Origin of the sequence: Anaeropeptidivorans aminofermentans (assembly GCF_940670685.1) — a bacterium.
Classification (GTDB): domain Bacteria; phylum Bacillota; class Clostridia; order Lachnospirales; family UBA5962; genus Anaeropeptidivorans; species Anaeropeptidivorans aminofermentans.
Genome location: NZ_OW711693.1, coordinates 1,630,792 through 1,657,519 on the forward strand (window position 1 = coordinate 1,630,792; position 26,728 = coordinate 1,657,519).

At 38.0% G+C, this 26,728-nt stretch carries 22 protein-coding genes; 9 read left to right on the plus strand and 13 right to left on the minus strand.

The window, feature by feature from the left end; genetic code table 11:
* Positions 1–4: 4 nt before the first annotated feature.
* The 7 genes from NBX03_RS06700 to NBX03_RS06730 form a co-directional block, all read right to left on the minus strand.
* The gene (locus NBX03_RS06700; RefSeq protein ID WP_250229977.1) at positions 5–883 is read right to left on the minus strand and encodes a carbohydrate ABC transporter permease; all 879 of its coding nucleotides are present in this window, start codon (positions 881–883) and stop codon (positions 5–7) included.
* A complete protein-coding gene (locus tag NBX03_RS06705; protein ID WP_250229978.1) occupies positions 876–1,763 on the minus strand; it encodes a carbohydrate ABC transporter permease in 888 nt (295 codons plus the stop codon). The genes NBX03_RS06700 and NBX03_RS06705 overlap by 8 nt, the downstream gene beginning before the upstream one ends.
* A gap of 353 nt (positions 1,764–2,116) precedes the next feature.
* Complete coding sequence (locus tag NBX03_RS06710; protein ID WP_250229979.1) at positions 2,117–3,646, minus strand: ABC transporter substrate-binding protein; 1,530 nt, start codon at positions 3,644–3,646, stop codon at positions 2,117–2,119.
* Positions 3,647–4,036: 390 nt separating this feature from the next.
* The gene (locus tag NBX03_RS06715) at positions 4,037–5,689 is read right to left on the minus strand and encodes a sensor histidine kinase (protein WP_250229980.1); all 1,653 of its coding nucleotides are present in this window, start codon (positions 5,687–5,689) and stop codon (positions 4,037–4,039) included.
* Entirely contained in the window at positions 5,686–6,399 is a 714-nt protein-coding gene (locus NBX03_RS06720) for a response regulator transcription factor (protein ID WP_250229981.1), read from the minus strand. The genes NBX03_RS06715 and NBX03_RS06720 overlap by 4 nt, the downstream gene beginning before the upstream one ends.
* A gap of 621 nt (positions 6,400–7,020) precedes the next feature.
* On the minus strand, positions 7,021–8,253 hold the full coding sequence (gene hisS / locus NBX03_RS06725) for a histidine--tRNA ligase (RefSeq protein WP_250229982.1): 1,233 nt from the start codon (positions 8,251–8,253) through the stop codon (positions 7,021–7,023).
* Positions 8,254–8,747: 494 nt separating this feature from the next.
* Positions 8,748–9,854, minus strand: a complete 1,107-nt coding sequence (locus NBX03_RS06730) for a M20/M25/M40 family metallo-hydrolase (RefSeq protein ID WP_250229983.1) — start codon at positions 9,852–9,854, stop codon at positions 8,748–8,750.
* Between the two features lie 750 nt (positions 9,855–10,604).
* Between NBX03_RS06730 and NBX03_RS06735 the strand changes: the two genes are divergently transcribed.
* Genes NBX03_RS06735 through hypE form a run of 9 tightly spaced genes read left to right on the plus strand, consistent with a single transcriptional unit; the run spans position 10,605 to position 18,709 of the window.
* Positions 10,605–11,054 (plus strand): cytochrome b5 domain-containing protein, encoded by a 450-nt coding sequence (locus NBX03_RS06735; RefSeq protein WP_250229984.1) that lies wholly within the window; start codon positions 10,605–10,607, stop codon positions 11,052–11,054.
* A complete protein-coding gene (locus tag NBX03_RS06740) occupies positions 11,047–11,928 on the plus strand; it encodes a hydrogenase small subunit (protein WP_250229985.1) in 882 nt (293 codons plus the stop codon). The genes NBX03_RS06735 and NBX03_RS06740 overlap by 8 nt, the downstream gene beginning before the upstream one ends.
* A 56-nt stretch (positions 11,929–11,984) precedes the next feature.
* On the plus strand, positions 11,985–13,406 hold the full coding sequence (locus tag NBX03_RS06745) for a nickel-dependent hydrogenase large subunit (protein WP_330638504.1): 1,422 nt from the start codon (positions 11,985–11,987) through the stop codon (positions 13,404–13,406).
* Positions 13,403–13,858: a hydrogenase maturation protease gene (locus tag NBX03_RS06750; protein WP_250229986.1), complete on the plus strand. Its 456-nt coding sequence runs from the start codon at positions 13,403–13,405 to the stop codon at positions 13,856–13,858. The genes NBX03_RS06745 and NBX03_RS06750 overlap by 4 nt, the downstream gene beginning before the upstream one ends.
* Before the next feature lies 1 nt (position 13,859).
* A complete protein-coding gene (locus NBX03_RS06755) occupies positions 13,860–14,117 on the plus strand; it encodes a hypothetical protein (protein WP_250229987.1) in 258 nt (85 codons plus the stop codon).
* A complete protein-coding gene (hypF, locus tag NBX03_RS06760; RefSeq protein ID WP_267134875.1) occupies positions 14,110–16,386 on the plus strand; it encodes a carbamoyltransferase HypF in 2,277 nt (758 codons plus the stop codon). The genes NBX03_RS06755 and hypF overlap by 8 nt, the downstream gene beginning before the upstream one ends.
* Position 16,387: 1 nt before the next feature.
* Positions 16,388–16,609 (plus strand): HypC/HybG/HupF family hydrogenase formation chaperone, encoded by a 222-nt coding sequence (locus NBX03_RS06765; RefSeq protein WP_250229989.1) that lies wholly within the window; start codon positions 16,388–16,390, stop codon positions 16,607–16,609.
* Positions 16,606–17,682 carry a hydrogenase formation protein HypD gene (gene hypD / locus NBX03_RS06770; protein ID WP_250229990.1) on the plus strand — a complete coding sequence of 359 codons (1,077 nt, stop codon included), beginning with the start codon at positions 16,606–16,608 and terminating at the stop codon, positions 17,680–17,682. The genes NBX03_RS06765 and hypD overlap by 4 nt, the downstream gene beginning before the upstream one ends.
* 28 nt (positions 17,683–17,710) lie before the next feature.
* Positions 17,711–18,709 (plus strand): hydrogenase expression/formation protein HypE, encoded by a 999-nt coding sequence (gene hypE, locus NBX03_RS06775; RefSeq protein WP_250229991.1) that lies wholly within the window; start codon positions 17,711–17,713, stop codon positions 18,707–18,709.
* A 26-nt stretch (positions 18,710–18,735) separates the two neighbouring features.
* Here the strand turns inward: hypE and NBX03_RS06780 are convergent, their stop codons facing one another.
* From NBX03_RS06780 to NBX03_RS06805, 6 genes are all read right to left on the minus strand, one after another.
* The gene (locus NBX03_RS06780) at positions 18,736–20,067 is read right to left on the minus strand and encodes an MATE family efflux transporter (protein ID WP_250229992.1); all 1,332 of its coding nucleotides are present in this window, start codon (positions 20,065–20,067) and stop codon (positions 18,736–18,738) included.
* Between the two features lie 504 nt (positions 20,068–20,571).
* Positions 20,572–21,705 (minus strand): M24 family metallopeptidase, encoded by a 1,134-nt coding sequence (locus NBX03_RS06785; protein WP_250229993.1) that lies wholly within the window; start codon positions 21,703–21,705, stop codon positions 20,572–20,574.
* Positions 21,706–22,143: 438 nt separating this feature from the next.
* A complete protein-coding gene (locus tag NBX03_RS06790) occupies positions 22,144–23,226 on the minus strand; it encodes a M24 family metallopeptidase (protein ID WP_250229994.1) in 1,083 nt (360 codons plus the stop codon).
* Complete coding sequence (locus NBX03_RS06795) at positions 23,198–23,887, minus strand: helix-turn-helix transcriptional regulator (RefSeq protein WP_250229995.1); 690 nt, start codon at positions 23,885–23,887, stop codon at positions 23,198–23,200. The genes NBX03_RS06790 and NBX03_RS06795 overlap by 29 nt, the downstream gene beginning before the upstream one ends.
* A 327-nt stretch (positions 23,888–24,214) precedes the next feature.
* Positions 24,215–25,393, minus strand: a complete 1,179-nt coding sequence (locus NBX03_RS06800; protein ID WP_250229996.1) for a M24 family metallopeptidase — start codon at positions 25,391–25,393, stop codon at positions 24,215–24,217.
* A 57-nt stretch (positions 25,394–25,450) separates the two neighbouring features.
* Positions 25,451–26,692, minus strand: a complete 1,242-nt coding sequence (locus NBX03_RS06805; RefSeq protein WP_250229997.1) for a M20/M25/M40 family metallo-hydrolase — start codon at positions 26,690–26,692, stop codon at positions 25,451–25,453.
* Positions 26,693–26,728 lie beyond the last annotated feature (36 nt).

The window sequence follows — 26,728 nt, forward strand, 5'->3', positions numbered from 1 at the left end:
TAATTTATTTTACTCCCGACAATTCTATGCCCTTTTCAAGATCTTTCTGCCCCATTATAAGTGCCCACAGAGGTATTGCCATATATACGCAGGAAGCCGCAAATATAATGGATATGCGTCCTTCGGCGATGCGGGAAAGATATACTGACAGTGGCTCCTTTGTATAATCCTTGATAAAGATAATAGCTTGTTCAACAATATTCCAATATTCAATAAATGTCAGCATGCCAAGGGCTGCAATACCGGATTTCATCTGGGGAAGTATAATGGATAGAAAAATTCGAACTTCTCCGGCGCCATCCATTCTGGCCGATTCATAATAAGACTTAGGGATGGTTTTCATGCTCTGCCGCAGAAGAAAAGTACCAAAAGGGGAAAATATACCAGGCAGAATAATTGCCAGATAATTATCCGCTATCCCAAGCTTATTTGCTATGATAAAATTCGGCACTAATATAGCCTGCAAGGGCATTAGCATTACAATTATATACATATAAAATAATATTTCTTTATATCGATGCTGCCAGACTGTGAACCCATATGCCGCCAGTATAGATACCATAATATTTCCTGCGACAACAGGGAAGGCGATTTTTGCGGAATTACCCATTAAAATCAAAAATGAAGGATTTTCCGCCAGAATGGCTTTATATTGGGAAAAGGTCACGGTTTCCGGCACAATCCGTAATTCAATGAATTTTTCATATATATTGTCAGCAACGTCAAAAACAGACCGGCGGCCTGAAAAATTCAGAGCTACCTCACCTTCGGCCATAAAGGAGTTGGTAAATGTTATAACTAACGGCGATAGAAATATAACTGCCGAAAGGATTAATACTGCCAGTTTTACTTTATTGGCCAGCCAGCCTTGTTGTTTATTCATAACCAGCCGCCTTTCTTTCCGTTTTTAAAAATAGCACTGATAAAATTCCAATTGCAAACACCAGGAAAACTGATGCTGCCCCCAATTTAGGATAGTTAAGATTGTTAAATAAATTATTCATGAAATGCTGAAGCATATAAATGTTTTCGTTGGGATGGCTGCCGGTCAGCAAATAGATTTCTTTGAAAACCTTGAATGAATTTATAACAGACATAATCAACACTATGACAAATGTAGGCGCCATACAGGGTACAGTGATATGTATCAGCGTATTAAAATAACCTGCGCCGTCCATTTTTGAAGCTTCATAATATTCCACCGGTACGCTGGAAAGCCCCGATAAAAACAGAATCATATTATACCCTAGGTTTTTCCAGATAAATATCAAAACGATGACGCCCATTGAGCTTGCCGATTCAAGCCAGTCAACTGCCTCGAAGCCCATCACTGTAATAAGGCCATTCAGGTAGCCGTTGCTGGCGAACAGGCTGTTCCAGAAAAAGGAGATGGAGCCGGAGGGAATTACCATGGGAATTAAAAAAATCAGAGTAAACAACGTTTTATATTTGTTTTTTTGAAGCGCAAGAGCCACGGAAAAAGAGCACAGCATGCTAAGAGGAATACATAGGCCTAAAAACCTAAGGGTATTGAATAAACCCTTCAAATATGCCGGATTTGATATAAGTTCGGCGTAATTTGTGAGACCTGCAAAGCTCCCGCCCATCGCCCTGTCAAATAATGAGTATTTTATTGACGATAAAAACGGCCATATAAAGAATATTATAAACCCTGCAGCAGATGGCAGCAGAAACAGCGGCCCGGCACCCGAGATTTTTAGAAATTGATTTTTAGACTTTTTTCCGTTTGTTATATGCTCCATAGTGTTCCCCTTTATTAATAATATGACGTGAGTTCGATGGCGTCGAACCCCCTTGCAAAGCAAGGGAAATCCGCAGGATTTTTCACGTAATGAGTATAAACTTGTATTGTTTTCTTGCAAATTTGTACGAATATGGTTTAAAGTTTGCGGAATTTTAATTCCGTCGAACTCACTTTAATATAAATATTGTGCTGCCTGACATCAAAATTCAGGCGGTATATAGTAAATTTCAAATTAAACAGTAATAAAAATCGTATATATTGAATGGCTTAAACATAGGGATTTTATAGGTTTAAGCCGTTTATGAAAAATAGATTTTTATTACACCCTTGTGTGAAATTTACTATAGTACTCTATTCATTCATATACAGATTCACGCGGCCCTGAATGGCTTCTGCAACCTGCTCCGCAGTTTTATTTCCTTTAAAATATGGTTCGCATTCGTCCTGAACAATCTGCCAGATTTTTGTATCTATAGGTGTATAGGCGTTAATCATGTCGGAATAAGCTTCAAGTAATGAGAGGTATTCGTCATATACTGCCTTTTGCTCCTCTGTCATCTCCTGGTTGGTGCGTTGTTCCGGCGAATAATGCAATTCTCCTAATACCTCAAGCCGTGCCTTTTCCGCTCTTGCTCCGTTGTGTACCGGAGTTGAGAAGAGGTTATTGGAATTTTGCATCTCTTCACTCAGTAAAAATTTGATAAATGCCCATGCTGTTTGTTTATTTTTAGAGTTGGCGTTCATCCCGAGAAGATGAAAATATGTGCCTTCAACATTCTGGTCCTCATTGGTTTTAATGCCTAACAATTCACTGTTTTCTGATGTGCTGCTTATTGAGTTGTAGAAAATCTCAGGTTTGTTGTCGGCTATAAACCGCAGTAAGCTATAACTGCCGTCAAAACTAAAAAGGTAGAGTTTTGACATCATTGTCTGTATTTGCTCAAAGGTAATATCCTGATGCGCATTGCCGCTGAAATAATCTTCATTGATATAGCCGCTGTCCGATATTTCTTGAACAGATTGTAATAAATTTATAAAAGACTGAGAATTAAAATCTGCAGTATTATTTTCGTGATTAACGAACCTTTTATAGGAATCCTCAAACAAAGTACGAAATAGCTGCGTTTTTTCAAAGTTTAAAATCTTTACTTCATCTTCTGCCGCATAGGAACCATTGTCCAGTTCCTGCTTTCCTGTATTAATAATATCGCTTAGGGAAAACAGGTCTTTATTTGGAAATAGTGCTTCCTTACCCTCCGGTATAATATCTTTATTATATGTAAACAGGTTAAAGGAGTAATCCAACGGCATTATCAGCTGTTTGCCGTTATACTTGACTGCATCTATTACATTTTGCTTATATTCAGAGAAGTTGAACTCAGGGTCATCTTCCATATAGGGCGCCAAATCTTCTAAATAGCCTCCCTTAGCATACTTGAGGTAGGGAAGGATATCCATGGCATAAATATCAGCACCGGCGCCGCTCATAATATCATTGCTGACTTTAAATATATAATCGCTCTCCGCCTGGGGATCCTCCTCAATTGTAGCTACTGCAAGTGACACACCGTCTTTTTCCATAGTTTTTATTTCCGGCATTTTCTGGAGTGAGTCTATATTGACTTTGGTACCCGGGTACTTCTTTTCAAACTTTTCGGCAGCTTCTTTCAGAAAGCTCTCATATGACATGCTTTGGTAGCTTGAAACTGTAATTTCTCCATTTATTTCCTCATTAAGTTCGCTAAGGTTGGTTTGTGCTGACTCTGATTCTATTTGCCCGGGTGAACTTGCCGCAGGTTTGCTGCCTGATGCAGCCTGTGAACAGCCTGTCAATTGAATTGCAATCATTGCAGCTAAAAAAGCAGATGTTATTTTTTTCATTTATTTTCCTCCTGTTTATTTTACTGACATAAGGATAGCCTCCCCATATGAAGTCCATATGAAGAGGCTATATATTTGACATGAATTTGCGGAGTATACTCGAATAAAAGTAAAACAGTAGCTTTGTAAATTTGCTTTTTCCTGATTTTATGCCTTCTTAGAGCCCGTTATTTACTGCGGAAGAAAAGCAAATTTACTATATGCAATCATAAAGTATTATTTCCCGTTTTCTAAAGAGAGCAACTTTATATTTTAATTACCATCGTTTAAAGGTATTTGAAAAATATTATTATTTATTATTGTAATTTCCAGCAGAAATTCAATGAAGCTCAAGTTGATTTCTGCTGGAAACTATTTTAAATATAAAAAATATTAAATCAGTTTTTGAACTCAACTTTGTATATCGAAGTAAAGTGCCAAACCAAAGCCATTGCCTGTAATGGAATTATTATTTTGCTGTATATTATTTATAGCATAGGCTTCGTAATCTATTTCCAGCATTTCCAGATTCCGTTTTACAATGTATAAGCCTAACCCTGTGCCGCTTTTTGATTTATTACGGCTATATTCAGGCGTGTAGAATGCCTCAAACCACTGCTCGGTTTCATCATTCGTTATAAATCTGTCTGTATCATTTTCAATGGCCAGCCGGCAGCGCCCTTTAACTTTATCGTAGCGAATGTAAATGCTGCCGTTCTCTGGCGTATATTTTACTGCATTTGACAGAATATTGGATATAGAGTAATACAAAAGCTCTCTGGAGGTCTTTACTTGAAAGCTATTCCCCTCAAAATTAATATGAAGCCTTTTATTTCTGGCAGGCACCAGATACTGGCCCATTGCCTGAGAAACTAAGGTATCCAAATCAAAAAACTCATATTCTGAATCTGAAATAGCCGTATCCGCTCTGGATGCATTAAGAATTTCCGAGACCATAGATGACAGTGTGTTAATGAGCATTTTGCATTCTGCCAAGTATTTTTCCCTGTTCTTATAAACACCGATATTATCCATCATGCCTTCTACAATGCCTGAAAGTGCCGCAATCGGCGTCTTAAGCTCATGGCCTGCCGAACGCATGAAATCTGCCTTGGACCGTTCCATTTGCGCCACTTTATTCATCTCATACCTTAAGCTATTAATGTTTTCACAAAGGCTTCTATACATATTATCTAGATTTTGCGAAAGCAAACCCAGCTCATCATCTGTACAGACATTGGAATAAGCATTGTCCTCCATGCGGCTCATTTTATCGGCAGCATTTGCAATCTTGACAATTGGCTTTGTAAGCCTTGATGAAAAGAAGTAGGAAGCCAGAAGTGAAATAAACACGCTGATAATGAGTACATATGGCATCAAAGAGAATATTACACCGGTTGCCTCGCCAATCGGCTGAAAAGTAGTGCTGACAGAAACAGATGCAACCAAGCTGCTGTTGATTGTATAGGTTTTATAAAACATGGTAGGCGCCGGAGCCATGCTCTGTATTGGAGATGCAATAGAAATAAATTTGCTGTCACTTGGATATATCTCCTGGGGGTTCGCAACATAATCATCTTTAATAGCAATGGAAAGGTTTTCAGAATCTTCGTTGCTATTCTCGACAGCAGAATGGATGTCTTGAATTTGTACTTTAAAGAGGGCACTTTCGTCAGAAGATGGATTCTCCGAAAGTTTGGCCTCATAGCTCTCATCCCACTGAATAATTTTGACATTTAGGGGCATGCCCTCCTGGTCAAATGTAATAAATGGAGTGGAAAGGTCCATGAGTATTTCACCCTTTGAGTCGTACGTGAAAACGTCAGTGTTATTAACCATTATAAAATCTTGTAATACAGGCCTTACGCTATCTTCAGACTGGGTATTTGCCAAACTTTTAGCCAGGATAACCGCATTTTTCTCAAGGGTATCAAACTTTGTTTTTAAATAATATTTTGGCAGCAATATATATAAAAAAGCAAAAGAAATCACTACAACGAATATGGTGAGGGAGAGAGAAAATAAAAATGTCTTTAGGGCAATGCCGCCTCTTTTAAGCCTCATATTACACCGCCTCTTTGTTTGCAGCAGGCATTGGATAAGACGGATAGTTCCAGTTTATAACCTATGCCCTTGACTGTTGCAATGATATCAGAATCCAGCTTCTTTCGCAGGTTTTTAATATGGACATCCACAATACGTTCGTCTCCGTAATAGTCATAGCCCCATACCTGATTCAGTATTTGCTGCCGGCTCAAAGCCTTCTTGGGATTGGAGGTAAAAAACAATAACAGCTCAAACTCACGTAAGGTTAGGTTCAGCTTTTTGTCTTTTTCATAGGCTTCAAAAGCATCCGTATCCAGCATAATATCACCCAGCTCGATTCGCCCTGAGGTCTTTACGCTGCGCCGCAATAGAGCCTGTACTCTTTTTATTAACACCTTTGGCGAAAAGGGCTTTGTCACATAATCGTCAGCCAAATGGTTAAAGCTTTCCAGCTGAGTATATTCATCAGCAATTGCCGTTAATATCATGACAGGCTTTTCTTTATGCCGCAAGTCATTTTTAACGGTTTTTAATAATTCAAGCCCTGTAATATTGGGCAGCATAATATCTAAAATAAATAAATCAATTGATTCATTGTTCTCAATTATATCCAGCGCAGCTTTTCCGTCATAGGCAGGAGTTGGAATGAAATAGCTGTCCTTCAGGTATTCACAGATGACTTGATTGATGTTCAGGTCATCTTCCACCACCAATATTTTATAATCCATCATGGCCTCCAATGCAATAAATATACTTGTTCAATTTTAAAAACAACAGACAGTTTTTAAGTTGAATAAGTTTTTCAGTTTATTTACTATAGTTCCTGATTCTTAATTTGCTTTATTTTATATTACTCAAATTTTTTTGAAAAGTCTATGAAGCCCGTATGAAGTTTGGAGTATGATATCGCAAAAATCAGAAACTGAAAAAAGCTGCTCTTTTATAGCGGCAGTGCTTACTTGATTTTTCAGTTTGGCAAAGTTTGAATATTCTTTACTTATCACTCTTACCGTAAGAAGGGCTAAATTCCATCCTCTATACTCAAAAAAGCTGCTGGTTGAAGTATTATTCTTATACGCTTCAAACCTTTAATATTCATAAAGCACAACCTCGTGATATCCTTTAAGGCACTGATGTAAGTTATTTTGTCTGGATTACAGATTCGAAGCGAAAGCAATTTTTATTACGCTTATTAACAAAGTTAAAACTTAGCGGTTTTAGTGAATTTCTCATAATATAGCTATCCTTTTAAATATATAGGGATATTTATGCATCAAACTTATAAAGTGGGGTGTTTAAATTTACTGTATTTAACAGTACCCAAAATTTAACTTATAAAAACCCTGAATTTAGTTTAATATCTTTATTTCTTCTGATTGACCGTAAACAAAGAAACCGTAGAATCCCATTTCCAAAAGTGAATTTAGAAATTTACTAAGCTTTTTAGGCTTTTCAAATAAGGTAACGTCATAATCATTGCGTAATTTATCGGCTTTTTTATTTGCTTCAAGAAAATTATTTTCAAAGAAGACGGCGATTTTCTTTCTGGCATTTGGAATATAAAAACGATTATCCTTTAGAATATGGAAAATTCTCTCAAAGCCAATGGAAAAGCCTACGGCGGGGATTTTTTCATTTAGAAATTTTCCAATGAGGTTATCGTATCTTCCGCCGCCGGCGATTGAACTGTTAAAGTCGCTGCTTTCAATTTCAAAAACTGTTCCGGTATAGTATCCCTGCCCTCTAACTAAAGACAAATCGAATTCTATGGTATATTTATTTTCAGATAAAAGCGTTATTTTATTTATAATCTCTTGGAGATTATTTATGCTGTCTTTTTGTGAAGATATTGATTTAATATAATCAAGGGATAGGGGAAGCTTTCTTAATATGGAACTTAGGGCGTTAATGCTTTCTTCGCTGGCTCCTTTTTCAGATAGCTCGGCTTTTATGCCGTTAATGCCGATTTTATCCAGCTTATCAAAAGTAATGCATACACTTTCCAACTCATCTTGTTTAAAGCCGATAGAAAGCAGAATGTTTCTTAATATATTTCTGTCATTTATTCGTACTTTAAAGTTTTTTAAGCCTATCGCAAGCAATGCTTTTGCGGTAACGTTTATCAGCTCTATTTCACAATAAACAGAATCGGAACCGATAATATCAATATCGCATTGCACAAGCTCTCGCATACGGCCTTTTTGAGGTCTTTCTGCCCTATAAACTTTGTCAATCTGAATGCATTTAAAAGGTAATGTCAAGTTTTGCCTATTATTTGCAAAATACCTGCTTAAAGGTAACGTAAGGTCATATCTTAACCCCATATCAGAAAGTTCATTGAATTGGGCGTTTTCGATTGCGCTGTTTAATTTTTCGCCCCGTTTCAGTATTTTAAATATCAGATTAAGATTATCTCCGCCGTCGCTTTTATCCAGATTCTCAATGTCTTCAATTGCAGGGGTCATAATTCTTTCAAAACCGTTTATTTTGTAAGTCTCTAAAATACTATTTTGTATAAATTCTCTTAAAATAACCTCATTGGGTAAATAATCACTTGTGCCTTTTACTGTTCCGATTTTCATAATAACACCCTTTCATTTTAAAATAAAATAGCCATTCAGGATAATGGTATACCCGAATGGCTAAATATATTTAAAATATATTCATGCATCACAGGCATAACCAAAAGCGATTATACCTATGATGAAAATAATCATAGATTACAATCGCTAAAAGTATGGTGATGATGCATAGTAAATAACATTTACAATACCTCCATAGAAGTTTTATGGGAAGCAAGCTTAAAAATCATATAAGCCCAAACTTATGAATCATTTTCAAGCAAGGGTACTTTTGCTGCCAAAGGCCCTTTTTTAGCTCGTTAGCGATAGTTTACTGTTCCTATAATGAAATGTCAATATATTATGAAAAATAATTGCTTTTAAAACACTAAAGATACTGATTTTTGGTAGGTTTTTTATAATATTTAATTTAAGTTTAAGCCAAATAAAATAGAACCCTCAAGTAAAAATATCTGAGGGTTCTATTTTTATTTACTATGAAGCTAAAAAGCCTTCTAAAGTTTCATTAAATTGCTGCATACCTGAGCAGCCTTATAGCAATCTTCAACATTCAGGTATTCATTTACTGTGTGAACATCGTACATCCCTAAGCTGATAATGGCGCTGCGGTAGCCTTGCTTTGCCAGAATATTTGCATCGCTTCCTCCGCCGATGACTACAGGTTCGGGCTTAACCCCAGCATCTTCATGAGCTTTTACTGTCATAGCAAAGAGAGGGCTATTCATATCTAACTCGAAAGAAGGATAAGACTCTTCACTATGAAAATCACAGGAAACACCGTACTGAGCCGCGGCGTCAAGACAGCATTTTTCCATATAGGAAAGCTCCTCTTTAAGGCGGGCAGAGTCATGGGCTCTGATTTCTGCAGTAAAATATACTTCATCTGTAACGATGTTGGTTGCGTCTCCGCCTTCAATGCGGCCGATATTTGACGTAGTAGTAGAATCGATACGGCCGATACGCATTTTACTGATGGCATTAGATGCAACAACGATGGCATTGATGCCTTTTTCCGGCTCAATGCCTGCGTGGGCCTTTACGCCGTGGAAAGTGGCCTTGATTTTCATTTGAGCAGGCGCTTTGTAAGCGATGGTTCCGGTTGCTCCGCCTGCATCAAGAACAATAATATCCTTGCAGGGAAGCCTGTTGGCGTCAAAATGCTTAACCCCATGCATACCGATTTCCTCGGAAACGGTAAAGAGAAGGTAAATGTCTCTATGTTCGGCATTTTCCTCTAAAACGTCCTCAAGGGCCTCTAATATAGCTGCAATGCCGCCTTTATCGTCGGCACCTAAGGTGGTTGTTCCGTCGCTTCTTACAATGTCTCCGTCTATTTGGGGTTTAACGCCTTTACAGGGAGAAATTTGGTCCATGTGGGCAGCAAAGCATAAAGGCATTTCTCCAGGCTTACCGGGGATATAAGCAACAATATTTCCAGAGTTTCCGCCGTATTTAGAACCGGCATCATCAATAGTAGCTTCAATGCCTTTGTTTTTCAGATAATTCATAAGCCAATCCGCCATGGGTTTTTCTTCACGGCTGGGACTGTCTACCTGTACCATCTCCACAAATCTGTCAAGTAGCCGTTGTTTTGAAATCATACAAGATACATCCTTTCTGCTTTTGTTTTATAATTATTTACGAAGATATATCATTACAAAGTATAGCACAGAAGCAGAACGAAACAAAGAGTTTTCCGAAGGAAATAAAGAGGTCAGATGCAGTTACAGAAGAAATCGTAAAGGTGCTTATCTTTACATGGAAAAGTGCTGCCATGATATGATTCTTTATTTAGGCGGGCTTAATTTCACACCCCAGTCATTTTATGAATTTGCCAAAGCTGAAGGCTCCGAAGAAAAGATATATTGCTTAAGATAACCATTCCTTCTTTGATGCCTGCGGTGCTTCTTATTTTTGTTATGTCCATTATAAATTCCTTTTGGTTGTTTAAAAATATACCTTTTATTAGGGGATTATCTCTACAACTCAATTTATATGATACAGCATTTTATGAACAATCAGTTTCAGGCCATAGTTTATCAGAAGCTTGCTTCCGTGTCTTATATATTGCCGATGCTTTTTGTGCTTATGGCATTTCTTTTATTAAGGCATCAAAATAAGAATATAAGTCAATTTAAATTGTACTAAGTAACCTTGAAAATGATACAAGCAAAAGCTTATAGATAAGATTCTAAGCCGCCGATTGTTTTTATTTACCATTGGCGGATTTTTATAATAATAGAAATCAAAAAAATTAAGAATAATTGCTATAAACCGGCGACTGAAAGCATAGAATTTTTTAGAGCATATAATATATTGCTTTAGAATAAACATGTTAAGGAGAATGGTTAATGGAAGAGCGTCGGAGATATTTTAAAAAGATAAATGACAGTTTGGCCGAGATGAATAGTACCATAAATTATCTTTACAAGGCCACCAATACTTATGCTAAAAACAGGCTTCTAAGTAAACTTCAAAATAATATATCTGATTTATTAGTATTAACCCAAAGCATGGAGATAAGCGAAAATACAGGCGAAAATGCAGGTGAAAACGCTGATGGAGCCGGTAGGTTTTTTACGCTTGCGGAACTTATGCAATATAACGGAAGAGACGGAAGTCCGCCTTATGTAGCGATAAACGGAGTCGTATATGATGTTTCTGATGCCAGATCATGGGTAAGAGGAATGCATCACGGTATGATGGCAGGAAGGGATATAACAAAGGCATTTGAATCCTGTCATATGGATGAGAGTGTGTTGAGCAAATTAAAGATAGTTGGGAAGATAAGGAATGACTAAAAATAATTTCTGTTTGAATTATTCAATGAGGCAAAGGACAGCCCTTACTCTTGTCAATATGGCGGCGAAAGCTGCAGGCGATAATACGATTAAGAAAAGAAATTTAATATGGATGGAGCTTACAGGCTGCGCCGGAAATATAATATCTCTTCTTGATGGTGCCAATCCTGATTTTAAGGACATGATAACGAGAGTGTCAAATTTAGTGTTTGAAAACAGCCTTATGGCTTCTCAGGGAGAGGCGGCCATGGAAAAGCTCTACAGCATGAAAGGAAAGGATTATATCCTTGCCGTGGAAGGCGCTGTTTCTACAAAAAATAATGGTTTTTACAATACAATCGGAAGATATAAAGGCAGGTCTGTAACGGCATATGAAGCAATAAAGGAATTTGGAGAGGATGCGGCTTATGTTATTGCCGTAGGAACCTGTGCTTCTGACGGGGGAATTTCTGCCGCAAGGCCCAATCCCGGAGAATGCGTAGGAATACAAAATCTGCTTAAAAGAAAGGTGATTAAGCTTTTGGGATGCCCCTGCAACCCAGACTGGTTTATGGGAACGCTTTCATATATTACGCTTTTCGGGGAGCCGGAGCTTGACGAGTTTAACAGGCCCCTTATGTTCTACGGTACTTTAATACATGATATATGCCCAAGAAGACCCTATTTTGAACAGGGAATATTTGCAGAAAAGTTTGGAGAAAAAACATGTATGTTCAGGCTTGGGTGCAGAGGCCCCGTAACAAGTACAGACTGCCCTACAAGAAGATGGAATGAAAGGGTAAACTGGCCTATAGGTGACGATTCGAATTGCATAGGCTGCGCAATGTTCGGATTTCCCGATAAGATGGAGCCTTTTGTTAAATATGACAGTTAATATTTAATTATAAAATAAAGATACAGGCGCTGTGTAAAAGGCAGCTCCTAAAGGCGGTGAAAGAAACGAAGCGAGTTATAATCAATCCTGTTACACGCATAAACGGCTTTATGGGAATAGATGCTACGATTGATAACAGAAATATTGTTTCTGACGCAAAAACCGAAGGGCTTCTTTTCAGAGGCTTTGAGAAAATGCTTGAAGGCAGAAGCCCTTTTGATGCGGTTTATTTTACCCAGAGGATATGCGGCATTTGTTCAACTGCCCATTCCATGGCGTCAACCCTTGCGCTGGAAAGTGCGCTGGGCATTACGGCGTCTCAGCAGGGGAGATATTTAAGAGACTTTATACATGGCTGTGAATTTCTTCAAAATCATCTAAGGCATTTTTATCAGTATACCATTCCTGGGTTTATAAGGCTTCCGCCGGAGAATACGCTTTTTGAGGCGGACCACAATGATTTCAGGCTCCCTCAAAACAAAAATGATGTCATAGTAAAGCATTATTTTGAATCTATGGAAATGAGCAGAAGCGCCCATACAATGCTCGCCATTTTAGGAGGAAAGGCTCCCCATAACCATGGGGTTTTCATAGGGGGCATTACTACCCAGGCAACGCCTGAAAAAATAGTCCATATGCGTTCAATTCTTGAAAGTATAAATAAGTTCATTAAAGAAATCATGATTCCGGACACCTATACAATAGCCGAATATTATAAGGATTATTTTAAAAATGGCGGCGGCTATGGAAACTTGTTAAGCTTTGGCTGCTTCGACAGATATGAGGAGCTTGGGACCCTTTATTTAGAACCGCTTGAGTATAGTGACGGAAGGACAAGACCCCTTAACCCCAAAGAAATTACAGAAAACATATACTCTTCATGGTATAAAGCAAAAAGTGAAAGTTATACGCCGTTTGAAACCATAACAGATGAAGATATACATAAAAAAGAAGCTTATTCATGGGTAAAGGCGCCGAGATATAGCGGCCTTCCTTATGAAACAGGGCCATTGGCAAGAATGTGGCTATCGGGAGAGTATCGAAACGGCATCTCTACCATGGACCGCACCATAGCAAGGACTCTTGAGGCTAAAAAGATAACGGAGATTATGCTTATTCTTTTAGATAATCTTATCCCCGACACATTTGTTCAGGATGTATATCAGGTGCCTGAATCGGCCTATGGAGAAGGGCTTATAGATACCACAAGAGGAGCTTTAGGCCATTGGATAAAAATAGAAGGAGGCCTAATTTCCTTTTATCAGATTATTACTCCTTCTGCATGGAATCTTTCTACCAGATGCCATAATAATCTGCCGGGGCCCGGAGAAAAGGCCATGATAGGAACAAAAATACGCCTGTTTGACGCGCCTGTAGAGCTTGGAAGAATAATACGCTCCTTTGACCCTTGCATATCCTGTGCAACCCATGTTTATTCAAAAGGAAATTTAATAAAAACCATAAGGGTGGTACCATGAGAAAATTATTAGTAATAGGAATAGGAAGCATGATTATGAAAGACGACGGCATAGGCTCCAGGGTAGTAGAAGCAATTAAGGACCGTCTTAAAGAATATGACATTGAAGCGGTAGTAGGGGAGACAGATTTTAATTACTGCTTTGGAAGGATTTCCTTGGAGGATTTTGTTATTATCATAGACGCCTCCTATCACGAGATAAAGCCGGGGACCTTAAGCATCATGACCTTAGAAGAAGCCCTTCAATACCGGAGTAAGCTGAGAACTCAGCATGAATTTAGCTTGCTTGACATGATAGATCAGAACCTGCCGGAAGTTAAAGGCTATTTTATAGGCATAGAAGTGGCGGAAATCGGTTTTGGCTTTGAGCTTAGCAAAACACTGAATGAGAATTTCCGCAATATATGTGATTCTGTACTTGAAGAGATTATAAAAATTAAGGAGGAAAATTAATATGCATGATACACACCTTATTGAAAAAATATACCAGTCCATAACAGCGCTTTGCAGAGAAAACAATATACATAAAGTAAATGAAATAAATATAGAAGTTGACGAAGGAAGCCATATAGAAGGCCCTCATCTTCTTTCCCATTTACAGGAAAGGGACCCTGTCTTATTCAGTGACGGTGCGGTAGTAAATGTGGAAATGAAGCCTTATGAAAAGCTTACTGCCGTTATAAAAAGTATCGACGGTGAAAGCCGTGAATGACAGTGAGCGGTGTATTATTACTTTAACAGGAATTGTACAAGGGGTCGGTATGAGACCCTTTGTTTTTCGTAAGGCCAAAGAATTAAAAATAAACGGATGGGTCGAAAACCAAGGCTCAAGGGTCTTAATCGACGCAGAAGGAAAGAAAGAAAATATTCAAAAGCTTATAAAAACATTAAACCATTGCCCTGAAAACGCCAAAATTTCAGAAATCAGCATTTCTTATGAGGAACTTAAGGGATACTCGAACTTTTATATAAAAAACAGTACAGATGAGCATAATACGGCTAAATTTATTCCGCCTGATATTGCAGTATGCCCCAAATGTATAGAGGAGTTTAATGATATAAACAATAAAAGATATCAATACCCTTTTATAAGCTGTACGGACTGCGGGCCGAGATATTCCATAATAAACAGCCTGCCTTATGACAGAAAAAGCATTACCATGAATGCATTTGAACTGTGTGCAGAATGTACCTATGAATATAGGGAGCCTCTGGATAGAAGATTTCACGCCCAAACCAATTGCTGCCCAAACTGCGGTCCCGTTTTAAAGCTTTTAGATGCTTCAGGGAAAGAAATTCATACTGAATCCCCCGGGATACAGGCGCAAAAGCTTATAGGAGAAGGAAAGCTGCTTGCTGTAAAGGGTATAGGCGGCTACCATTTATGCTGTAATGCGAAGTCTTCGGAAGCGGTAGGCCGCCTTAGAAATCTAAAAAAGAGGCCCCATAAGCCCTTGGCAATTATGGCAAAAGATATTGAAGCCGTATACGAAATATGCCATATATCCAATAAAGAAAAGGAAATACTAACAGGAGAGAAAAAGCCTATCCTGCTGCTTCGTAAAAAATATCCTGAAATATTACCGGAAGCAATCGCACCGAATCAGAAATCCCTTGGGGTAATGCTTCCCTATGCGCCTATTCATTTCTTTTTGTTTTCAGAGGATATAAAATATCTGATTATGACAAGCGGAAATGTAAGCGGCTCCCCCATAAGCTATAAGGACGAAGATGCACTACAGGCTCTTAAAGGCATTGCAGACTATTTTTTAGTTCATAATAGAGAAGTTAATATGCCTGTTGATGATTCTGTCATCAAAGTCATAAGGGAAGAAGAAGTCCTCATGAGATGCGGAAGGGGCTACGCTCCTGTTACCCTTCCTTTAGATTCCGACTATAATATTATGGCTTTGGGGTCAGAACAGAAAAGCTCCATTTGTGTCGCCGGCAAGGGGTTTTCCGCCATAAGCCAGTATTTGGGAGATTTAAAAGAATATAAGGCCTATCAGGTCTTCGAAAACCAAATTGCGTATTTTAAGCAGTTTTTTAATTATACTCCGGAGATTTATGTCCATGATATGAATGCTGATTATATCTCCTCATGTTATGGAAAGAAAAACAAAGAAAAAAGAATTGCCGTACAGCATCATCATGCCCATATGGCAGGGTGCATGGCTGAAAATAAATTATTCTGTGATGCTATAGGAATTATTTACGATGGAACCGGCCTTGGAACAGATGAAGCCCTGTGGGGCGGTGAATTTTTTACCGGCTCATTATCGGGTTTTAAAAGGGTAGGGCATTTGAAATATACGAAGCTTCAAGGGGGAGACAGCGTAGTTCAAGAGCCTTGGCGGTGTGCCGCTAATTATCTTTTTTCCATGGGTATTGACCCTTCTGAATATTTAAAAGAGATTAAAAAGGAAAATTTAGATTTTATATATAAGGCAATGGAAAATAATATAAAATGCTTTCAGTCCTCCAGTATGGGAAGGTTTTTTGACTGTGTTTCGGCCCTTTGCGGCTTTCAAAGTAAAATTACTTATGATGCCCAGGCGGCTATAGAGCTTGAAGGGATAGCAGATGAAGGCATTAAAGAATTTTACGGATATGCCATAGCTTTCGAAAAGGAAGGCATTATGCTTGAATATGAAGATATACTCAAAGAAATATTAGCAGATATTAAAAAAGATACTCCTAGTTCTATTATAGCTTCAAAATTTCATAATACCATCATAGAAGCTACATCAGACTGTGCCTGTAAAATAAGGGGAAAAAGCGGACTTCAAGACATTGTTTTAAGCGGCGGTGTTTTTGAAAACACCTATATTTTAGAAGGGTTAATTTATAAATTGGAAAGCTTGGGATTTCATGTTTATCATCATCATTTAACCCCTGCAAATGACGGAGGATTAGCCTTCGGACAAGCTGCCGCAGCATCTTTCATGATGAAAGAGGATAAAAAAGAAAGGGCGGTTTAATATGTGCCTTGCCATACCTGCAAAAATAATGAAAATACACAATGCCCATGCAGAAGCAGATATTATGGGCGTTAGAAAAAAAATAAATATACTCCTTGTTGACGATTTGCACATCGGCGATAAGGTGATGGTTCATGCCGGATATGCCATTAATAAAATAGATGAAGCATATTTTGATTTCCTTGAAAACACCCTTAGGAAAATGACGGAGGATATGCCATGACAAAAGAGGAAAAGAACTTGATTAAAAAACTAATAGAAAACATCAATCATTTTGTAACGAGAGAAGTCCGTATTATGGAAATATGCGGAACCCATACCCATGAAATAGGAAAATTAGGGCTCAGAAGCCTTTTAAACCCTCATATAAAGCTTATTTCAGGCCCCGGATGCCCTGTTTGCGTTACCGGGGCAGAATATATCGATGCGCTGATTTATCTTTTAAAAGAAAAAAATGTTACGGTTATCACTTTTGGGGATTTGCTGAGGGTTAAAGGAAGCACAGAAAGCCTTGAAGACCAGAAGGGGTCGGGAAGAAAAATCATAACGGTCTATTCTCCGGAAGAGGCCCTTTATATTGCAAAAAATAATCCGGAAGAAAATATGGTATTTGCCGCCGTGGGCTTTGAAACCACAGCGCCTATTTACGGCGCATTAATTAAAGAAGCCAGAAATGAAGGAATTAAAAATCTGTTTTTTCTTACGTCCCTTAAACGAATGGAGCCTGCAATAAGGCATATTTTAAATGACAAAGATGCAAATATTGACGGCATGCTTTGCCCTGGGCATGTTGCGGCAATAACGGGAATAAGCCAGTTTCTTCCTATAACTGCGGAATATAGAATCCCTGCCGCCATATGCGGCTTTGAGGCTATGGATATTATAGGCTCCATGAACATACTTTTAAATCAGATTATGGATAAAGAGCCTGTTCAATTTATAAATACATATAAAAGATGCGTAAATGACGAAGGGAATTTAGCAGCTATTCGTATAATAAACGAAGTTTTTGAAATATCTCATGCCAATTGGAGAGGCATAGGGCCTATAGAAAATTCGGCATTTTGTTTAAAAGAAGAATTTTCAGATTTTGACGCACTGAAAAGATTTAATTTGAATCTGAAGAAAAGCGCCGGCTCTTTTCCAAAAGGGTGCGAATGCGGGAATGTTCTCACAGGCAAGAAAAGCCCTGATATGTGTGCTAATTTTGGAAAATACTGTACTCCTGACCGGCCCTTAGGTCCTTGCATGATTTCTTCCGAAGGAGCTTGCGCGGCGTATCATAGATATAATTAATTAATGAACAGTATAGGAGAGAGATGCTATGAACCAGAAAATTACCCTGCGCCACGGCGACGGAGGCCGGCATACCGGAAGGCTCATTCATGATATATTTTATAAGCATTTTCATAATGACATATTAAACGGTTATCAGGATTCCGCTATTTTTAACATAGGAAGACAAAGATATGCCTTTACTACGGATAGCTTCGTAGTAAACCCTATATTTTTTAAGGGAGGAGATATTGGAAAGCTTGCCGTCTGCGGCACGGTAAACGATTTGGCCGCGGCAGGGGCATTACCCCTTTATTTAAGCGCCGGATTTATAATTGAAGAAGGTTTTGAAATAGATAAGCTGGATATGATTTCCCAATCCATGGAAAATATATGCAAGGACATAGGAATCAATATTGTTGCGGGGGATACGAAGGTTCTGGAAAAGGGTCATGTTGACGGCGTGTATATAAACACCTCAGGGATCGGCAAAGTGCACGAAGAATTCATACCGAGAGAAATAACCGAAGGCGATGAAATAATTCTTACAGGAACCATAGCGGAGCATGGCACTTCCATTTTAATTGACAGGCTTAATCTTGATTTGGCGGGAGATTTAAAAAGCGATTGCGCACCTCTTACGGAAATTATAAAGGCCCTCGACAGCAATTTGAGCCGTGTAAAGCTTATGAGAGACCCTACCAGGGGAGGAATTGCCACCGTTTTATGTGAAATTTCAGAAAGCCATCATATCGGTGCTGTTATAGAAGAGGATAAGATTCCTATACGGCCTTCTGTAGCGGCGGTTCACGAGCTTTTGGGGACGGATCCCCTATATTTTGCAAGCGAAGGCCGGATGATTATAATCGCTGAAAAAGGCTATGGAAAAAGCATACTTGAAATATTGAAAAATACTGAAAGCTGCAAAGATGCTCAAATCATAGGTACTTTTAATGAAAAATACAGCAAAATATGCCTTAGGACCTATATCGGAGGGGAACGTATAGTAAGCATGCTTGAAAATCAAATGATTTCAAGGATTTGCTGATAATTGAATTGATAAAAGCAATGGGGTTAACGCTTTATGACCTTTTTTAATTTAATATAAAAAAGCACGAAAACCAGCAAAGAATTAAGGAAGCTGCTAAGGAAAACCCCATATAAGCCTAAATGAAAGATATACACAAATATAAATACAATCGCCACTGTAAAAATATTTATAATGGTGGTTTGATATAAAACAAATTTAGCTTCTTTCATGGCAATTAATGCATTTTTATACATCGTCATAACAGGATTAAAAATATGAGTGATGATTATAAAAATCATTAAATCAGAGGCCCCTTCTATTACATTTTTATCATCGGATATAATATTAGGAAGGTATTTTCTAGAAACAATATAAAACACACTCATAACAATATAAAAAGACATAGATAAAAGAGCGCCTGTCATAGGGAGCTTCTTTAACTCATCGTAATTTTTGCTTCCGAAAGCTTTGCTTGACATTGTGAGCGTAGCCGAACCATACATGTGCATAGGAACAAATAAAAAATTAATAAGCTGATTTAATATTAAATAAATGGAAAGCTCTAATATCCCTATTCTTGTGACGATGGAATTCATTATGACGGCAAAAAAGCTGCCTTCCAGTATTTCCTGCCCGAATAAAGGAATGCTTTCTAAAATCTGCTGTTTGATTATTTTAAAATAGTCCTTTAGCTTACGGATATTAAAATCAATCTTAAAATCACTTTTAACTATTAATATAAGTAAATTAACAAAAAGACCTAATATAGTTGAAAAGGCCGCAGCCTTAACTCCAAGTTTTGGAAAGCCCAATCCGCCGAAAACAAAAAGATAATCCAATACTAAATTAATAATTGAGGCAATCAAAGAGCCATAAAGGAGCCATTTTGTATTGTCCTTTACTTTAAAATATTGATTAAACACGAAAATCAGCATTTGCAAAAGAAGATAGGGGCTCATATATGTAAAGAAATCTGCGCCTGCTTTCAACGCTTCTCCTTCAAAGCCATATAAAAATATTAAAATGGGAGATTTAAAAATATGAATGAATATAAAAAACACAATTCCAATAAAAGCAGAAAGAATAAAAGAAGATTTAAATTCATAGTTAAACTCCTCGTCTCTGCCCAAACCTATTTCATTTCCGGCTCTGATATTAAGGACTACGGCAAGGCTTCCGAAAATACCGCCTATCATGTATAAAAAGGAATTAACTACACCTACAGCACCGAAGGCTTCTGTAGAAATTCTTCCGATAAAGGCCTGATCAATTAAGCCTATTATATAATTTAGCGTAAATTGAATAATTAAAGGAAAGGCAAATATATTCATTTTCTTTATATTTTCTTTGAAACTGGATTTGGCTTGAAAAAGCATGATACTCACCCTGATTCATTATTTTGTATACGGAGCATTTATTTTGGAACTAAATTTGCTGTATAGTCAACCGAGATGAAGTCTTGTTTGTTATTTATAGTAAGTTTAAAGTGAAACAGGAAAACAACGTATATTCACATAGAGTTAAAAATAAGTTTTTCTTGGTATATAGGCAATTTCACTATATTCTCGCAGAAATCCATGTTTTGAATAATACAAAAGGTATAAACTTAGAGAACAGGGCAGATGCGGTCCAAATATGCCCTGTGAACCTAGGAAGTAACGGGTTAGGATTTATGTCATTGTTTTGTAGTGAATCAGTTTTGTTTTTATTTATGAGAATTTATAATAAAAAAGACTTATAAATTTGCGTTTGTATCATTTTTCATCTTCGTTTAGTATAAATTAATATACCTTATATATGGTAACAAATTATATGAATAAGAACAATTATTTTATTTTTCAGTCAGGTTTTCATAGGGGGATTAAAGGCTGTAGTATAAACTACCCGATAACTTTTATATCATGAGATATTTTACTCATGATGATACCGCCGTCAGGGCTTACGATTACCTGGTCTTCCAGTCTGATAAAGCAGCTTTTCGGTATGTAAATACTTGGTTCAACAGCAAAAATCATATTATTTTCGAGATTTTTATTTTCTCCTTTTGCAAGAAACGGTCTTTCGTGAACGTCCATGCCTATGGAATGACCCAGCTTATGGATAAAGGATTTACCGTAGCCAGCGTTTTCTATAGCATCTCTTGCGGCACAGTCTATTTCCTCTCCGTTGTGGTAATGATCCATGAGGGATATGGAAAGGTGATGGGCCGCCTTTACTGTATTATAAATTTTAATATGTTCCTGGCTTGGCTCACCGATAAATACGGTTCTTCCAAAATCAGTGCAATAGCCTTTATACATGAGCCCAAAATCAAGGCCGAGGACATAGCCCTTTTCTATAGTATCGTGAGAAAATCCAACAAAATGCCCTGCCTTTGGGCCGTGGACATTAAGTTCGCCTTCAAAAGAAGATTGGCTTCCCCCAAATCTTTCGATAAGGATATCGATATAATGCTCAAGTTCACGAACAGAAGCGCCGGGAATAATCGCATCTATCAAAGCATTATAAACATTGTCGGTTATTTCCACGGCTTCTTTCATTATTTTTATTTCATCAGGGTCTTTAATGCTTCGCATGTCATAAATGGCTTGGTTAAGATTTATAACATTCATATTCAGGCGGTTTTGCAGTAAAAGAATGAAGGCCGCCGGTACGTCATTGGTAACGCCTGCGGTTTTTCCTTTAAGACCCATTGCTGAAAGCTCGTTTATAAGGGCTTCACCTTCTGTGTCCCCATCGGGGAAAGGAACAAAATCTACGTTGGTTTTTGTATTTCCAAGCTTTGCTTTTGCAATTAATGTTTTCAAATGAGGCATAAATGCTTTTAGGGAATTTTCAGTAACAGTAAGGCAGGAGTATTCTATGCTGTGCTGGCGCTCTCTGGTATGGCCGCTTCCATAGCGGGGGATTCCCGTTAAATATTCCGTATTGGCATCGGGCGTAGTTATGAATAGGTCGGCACCCGTTGTATCCATATATTTTCTTATAGTATTTATTCTATTTTGGTAATCCATTTCTTCCTCCTTTTTATACTGGGCATTGTTTGTAAATAGAAAAACCGACAAGAATACAAAATAAACTAAAGTTTATTTTATGTTTTACATAAGAAGTACATTTATAAGCTTTAAAGCTTTTAATGTGTTATTTGCAAGAAAACGTGAATTCGAGTAGAATCGGAAAGAAGTTCGAACGTTAAGCGTAATGCTTGGAATTTTGTGAAGCAAAATTTCTGAGGAAAAAAACGCAGAAATAGCGGACCTGTTCCGATTATTTTGAACAGTCAAAAATCCAGAAGTTCGAAGATAGAATCGAAAAGATATCTGAATGCACAAAGTGCGGTTTTCACAAAGCGAAAATCTGAGCCGTTTTTGTGCAGCAGAAAATTCTTTTTTGATGATAAAGTCATATTTTTATGGCAAAACAGATTAAATTTGAGACTTTTCGGACACTGCCTAACCATATAAAACTAAAAGTTCCGAAGGAAAGCTTGTCAGATTTTCATAACCCTTTTCAGTAACACAAATCAAATCTTCTATTCTTACTCCGAATTCTCCGGGAAGGTATATTCCAGGTTCAACGGTAACTGCATTTCCTTTTTCCAATATGCGGCTTGATGCGGGGGAGAGCTTTGGCTCTTCATGAATCTTAAGTCCAAGGCCGTGACCAAGATTATGGCCGAAATACTTTCCGTAGCCTGCTTGGGTTATAATTTCCCTTGCTTTTTTATCAATATCTTTACATGCAGCGCCTGGTTTTATTTCTTTTACAGCGCTTTTATTTGCCTTTAGAACTATTTCATATATCATTCTCATTTTATCCGCAGGTTCTCCTATGACAACGGTTCTTGTGATGTCACTGTAGTAGCCTTCATAGATTGCTCCAAAATCAATGAGAATGAAATCGCCTTTTTGAATCCTTCTTTCGCCGGGTACAGCATGGGGAATAGCAGAATTTTCGCCGGAGGCAAATATTATGCCAAATTCACCATTTTCAGAGCCGTTTTTTAAAAGCTCATAAGTAAGGTAGGCGGCCCCTTCTTTTTCCGTAATCCCGGGCTTTAAAATATCCAAGGTATTTTTTAGAGATTTTTCCGCTATTAACTGAGATTCCTTAATAAGCGCTATTTCTTCCGGCGTTTTTATATATCTTATTTCATCGATTATCCCTTCATAGCTAAAAAGCTCCGCCTTAAGTTCGCGGCTGAGCTTTTTGAAAAGGGCATAAGAAATAAAGTTATCCTCTATAAAAAGCCTTTTAATTCCAAGGCTTTCTATAAGGGCATTTATTTTATCGTATAAGCTTATACTGTCTGCTTCAATAAAATGAAAGCCTTTTTTCTCAGATAGGGATTTAGCCGAAAGGGCATAGCGAAAATCTGTAAAAAACCATATTTCGTTATTGCCTGCAGCTAAAACGGCACCGAAAGACGTTTTCATTCCCGTGAGGTATCTTCTGTTTTCAGGGGATAAAATAAGAAGAGCAGAATTTTCATTTTCTCTAAGGGTATCAGGCATCAATGTTGTGGGCTTGTCCATTTCTGTAGCTGCTCCTTATCTCCTTTAAATAATTATAAACTGTAAATACGGATACGCCCATATAATGGGAAACGATATCTGCTGCACCCTTAACATCAAAGACACCCTTTGATTCCAGAAGGGTAACAAGCTGTATTTTGTCTGCTCTATTCATATGAGGGACCGGCCTATCATAGCGGCTTATTTCATATTTGATGATGTCTTCTACAACATCTGAAATTTCCTGAGCAAAAACCTCTGTTTTTGATTTCTTCTCATTTTCTGAAGGGTCATTTATGGCACAGAAATTTTTAAGGAAATTTTCCATGATATTAAATTCTGTAAGGTCGATATTACAACAGTAGCAGCCTACGATTTTGCCGTTTTCGTCTCTTATAAAAATTGTGTAGGATTTTAAGCGTCTTCCATCCTTGGATACAGAAAGATAGCCAAGCATATCCTCTGCCTGATCTCCGTATTTTTCCAGGGCCTCCATAACTAAGTTTGTCGTAGGGGCACCGATTTGTCTGCCTGTTATATTGCCCACTACTAAAGTTACGGAGTTTTGGAGCTCGCTTAAATCATGAAGTATAAATTCGGAACTGTCGCCTATCAGCGACTGCATCGCTATCATAACAGGTTTAAATAAATCATAATATTTTTTAAAACTATCTTTTACCATATTTAATGATTATCTCCTTTATAATTTCTTTTTTAGGCATGGGGTAGGTCTTTCCCGAAGGGCCTTACTTATTGCTATCCATATGTATCGGTACTTTTTTATATCTAGGAAAGGTATCCAACTCGTTGTATACCCCATAGGCCTACAGATTATGTTAATAGTTTGCTGTAAAAAAGTAAAGATAATAATTATTATAGTAATGAAACTTAGGGGTGTTCAAAAATATAATTTCTTAAAAATTTTATTTAACACTTGCTTATGCCGGTTTTAAACCGGCATAGGTGAATACACCATAGTCATTAACCTTAAATATAAAAAAACTTATATTTATTTCTTTCCAATCAGGATAAGTTCGTTCTGTCTTTTACTTAAAAACTCCGCACCGTTTTCAGTAACTAAAATATCTTCCTCGCAAAGAACGCTGTAATCGCCTTCATCATTTAAAATCGTAGGTTCGAGGGTAAAGACCATGCCTTTTTCCACGATGCCGTAAGGGGACGAGCCGTAGCGTTCCCAGCGGGGCGCAAATAATGTGCCGCCGTCATGTTCAAACTGGCCGATTTGATGACCTGTTGCATGGGTTATTTCAGGCATACCTTTCGATAAAAGATAATTTCTTGCAGATACATCAACTTCATAGCCCTTTATACCTGGTTTAACCGTATTAAAAGCTTCCGTAATGGCTCCATGGGCGGCGGCAAAAATCTCCTTAAATCTTTCGGGGGCATCTGCTTCTCCTTCTTTAAGGAAATATACAGTTCTGGAAATATCAGAGCAATAGCCTTGATAGTCTATGCCAAAATCCATAATCAGAAAATCACCTTCTTGTAAAACCGCGTTTCCAGGCGCTCTGTGGGCGATTCTTTCCTTCATTACGATAGGCATGGAAAGGTCTTTTGTGGAAGCGAGAGTAACCCCTCTTTTACTCATTCCGTCTATAAACATTTCTCCTACCTGATACTCTGTAATGCCGGGCCTTAACTGGGAAAAGACCTCTTCAAATATTTCTTGGGTTATTTCAATGGCTTTTTTGATTGTTTCTATTTCAGCATTGCTTTTTATGCTTCTTACTCTTTGAAGCATAGGTTCAGATGAAACAAGTCTTTTAGAATATTTTTCTCCCAGGATATTTAAAAGATAGCGATATCTTCCCAAAGTAAGCCCATCGCAAAGATTATCGTCAATAGAGTAATTGATTGCTATTTTTTCAGGGGAAAGCCTGTCTATAAGCTCATAAAGACATTTGGAAGGGTCTCCCTGATATTTTATAACTTCATGGAAAAGGCCGCTGTCTTCGCTTTCTTGAGCATCTATAATAGTGCAAACCGCGTATTTTTTTCCTTCTCTTGTAAGAATGAAAAATGTTCTGCCTACTGTTTTAAGCCCTGTCAAAAGACTTACGGCAGGGTCGTTTCCTTCGCTTGAAAAAATCAGCCACATGTCGATGCCGTATTCATCAAGATATTGAGTGGCCTGATTAAGCTTTTCTTTTGCAACATCATTCATTTTTATGCTCCTCCTTTAGATTTTTTTATTACTGTTAAAAAGATTTTCCCGAATACCTTATACAAGGCGGCAAAGGGTGTCGTATAGAACCTCTGCCCCGTAGTACAGCGATTTTTCACTGATGCATTCATCAATTTGATGCACCTTTTTCAAAACCTCTGAAAAAGGAATGTCGTCAAGCATAGGGGAATAACCGTATACGTTTTTCCGTATAAACCTTCCGTCGGTACGGCCAAGGGCTATCATAGGCAATAGCTTTGTGCCCGGGTCATATTGATTGCTTATATCTTCAAGCGCTTCAATAAAAGGATTCTCCATGCTGTTTTCATAGCCTTCCGAAATGCCGTTTATGGTACATTCTCCCTTGGCTTCTGAAAGCAGATGCTCCATTATTTCTTTTATATCCTGCTCTGTTGTTCCGTGGATAAAATTATAGGTGAGGGGAAGGCTTCCTTTTTCCTCTTCCTCCTCCTTAGAAGCGATATATTCAAAGCCGTTAATCGTAAGACAGCTTTTTGTTGAATACTGCCATAGGTCTTTTAATGTCTTATCTTCTATTACGCCTTCGGTTGCTTCAAGAAAAAGCCTTGTAGGCGGGGTGATTTCTTCCTCCGGTTCATAGGCGCTTAATGCCTTAAGGCATTGAAGGAGCTTTCCGGCTTTGGTTTCAGAGGCAGAAAAAACAGAGACATTATCGTCTTTTTTCCAAAAGAGGCTCATGGCGCAGGCCCCCTTTTCTCCGCAGGTAATGGTTCTGAATTTTTTATTATTTTGAGTAATTACAAAGCCGCCGCCTTCGCTTATGACGTATTCCGCCGCCATGAGTTCGGGATACTCCTTTGCAATAAATTCCATGCCGTAGGCGCTTCCGTTTTCTTCATCGGCAGTCGCCAGAAACTTAATCTTTCTGTTAAGTGTTATACCGGACCTTTTAAGAAGCAACATGGCCATTATTTCCATAGCCGTAAGATGCTTGGTATCTAAAGTACCCCTTCCGTAAATGATGCCGTTATGGTTATAGGCGGAAAAGGGCGGAAATTTCCATTCCCCCGTACCCGGAACAACATCTATATGAGATAAAAGAAGGATAGGCGGCTTTTCGCCGTCGCCTATTTCGGCATAGACGTTGCTTCTGCCGGGTTCTTTTTCAATGATTTCAGTTTTTATACCGTCTTTTTGAAAGATATCTCTTATGAATTCCGCCGCCTGTTTTTCATTTCCCGGGGGGTTTTCCGATGGAATAGCAATAAGCTCCGTAAACAGAGCAAGCAATTCCTTTTTTGCTTCGTCACTGTACATATGAATTCTCCTTATATGAATAAAGGCAAAAAACCA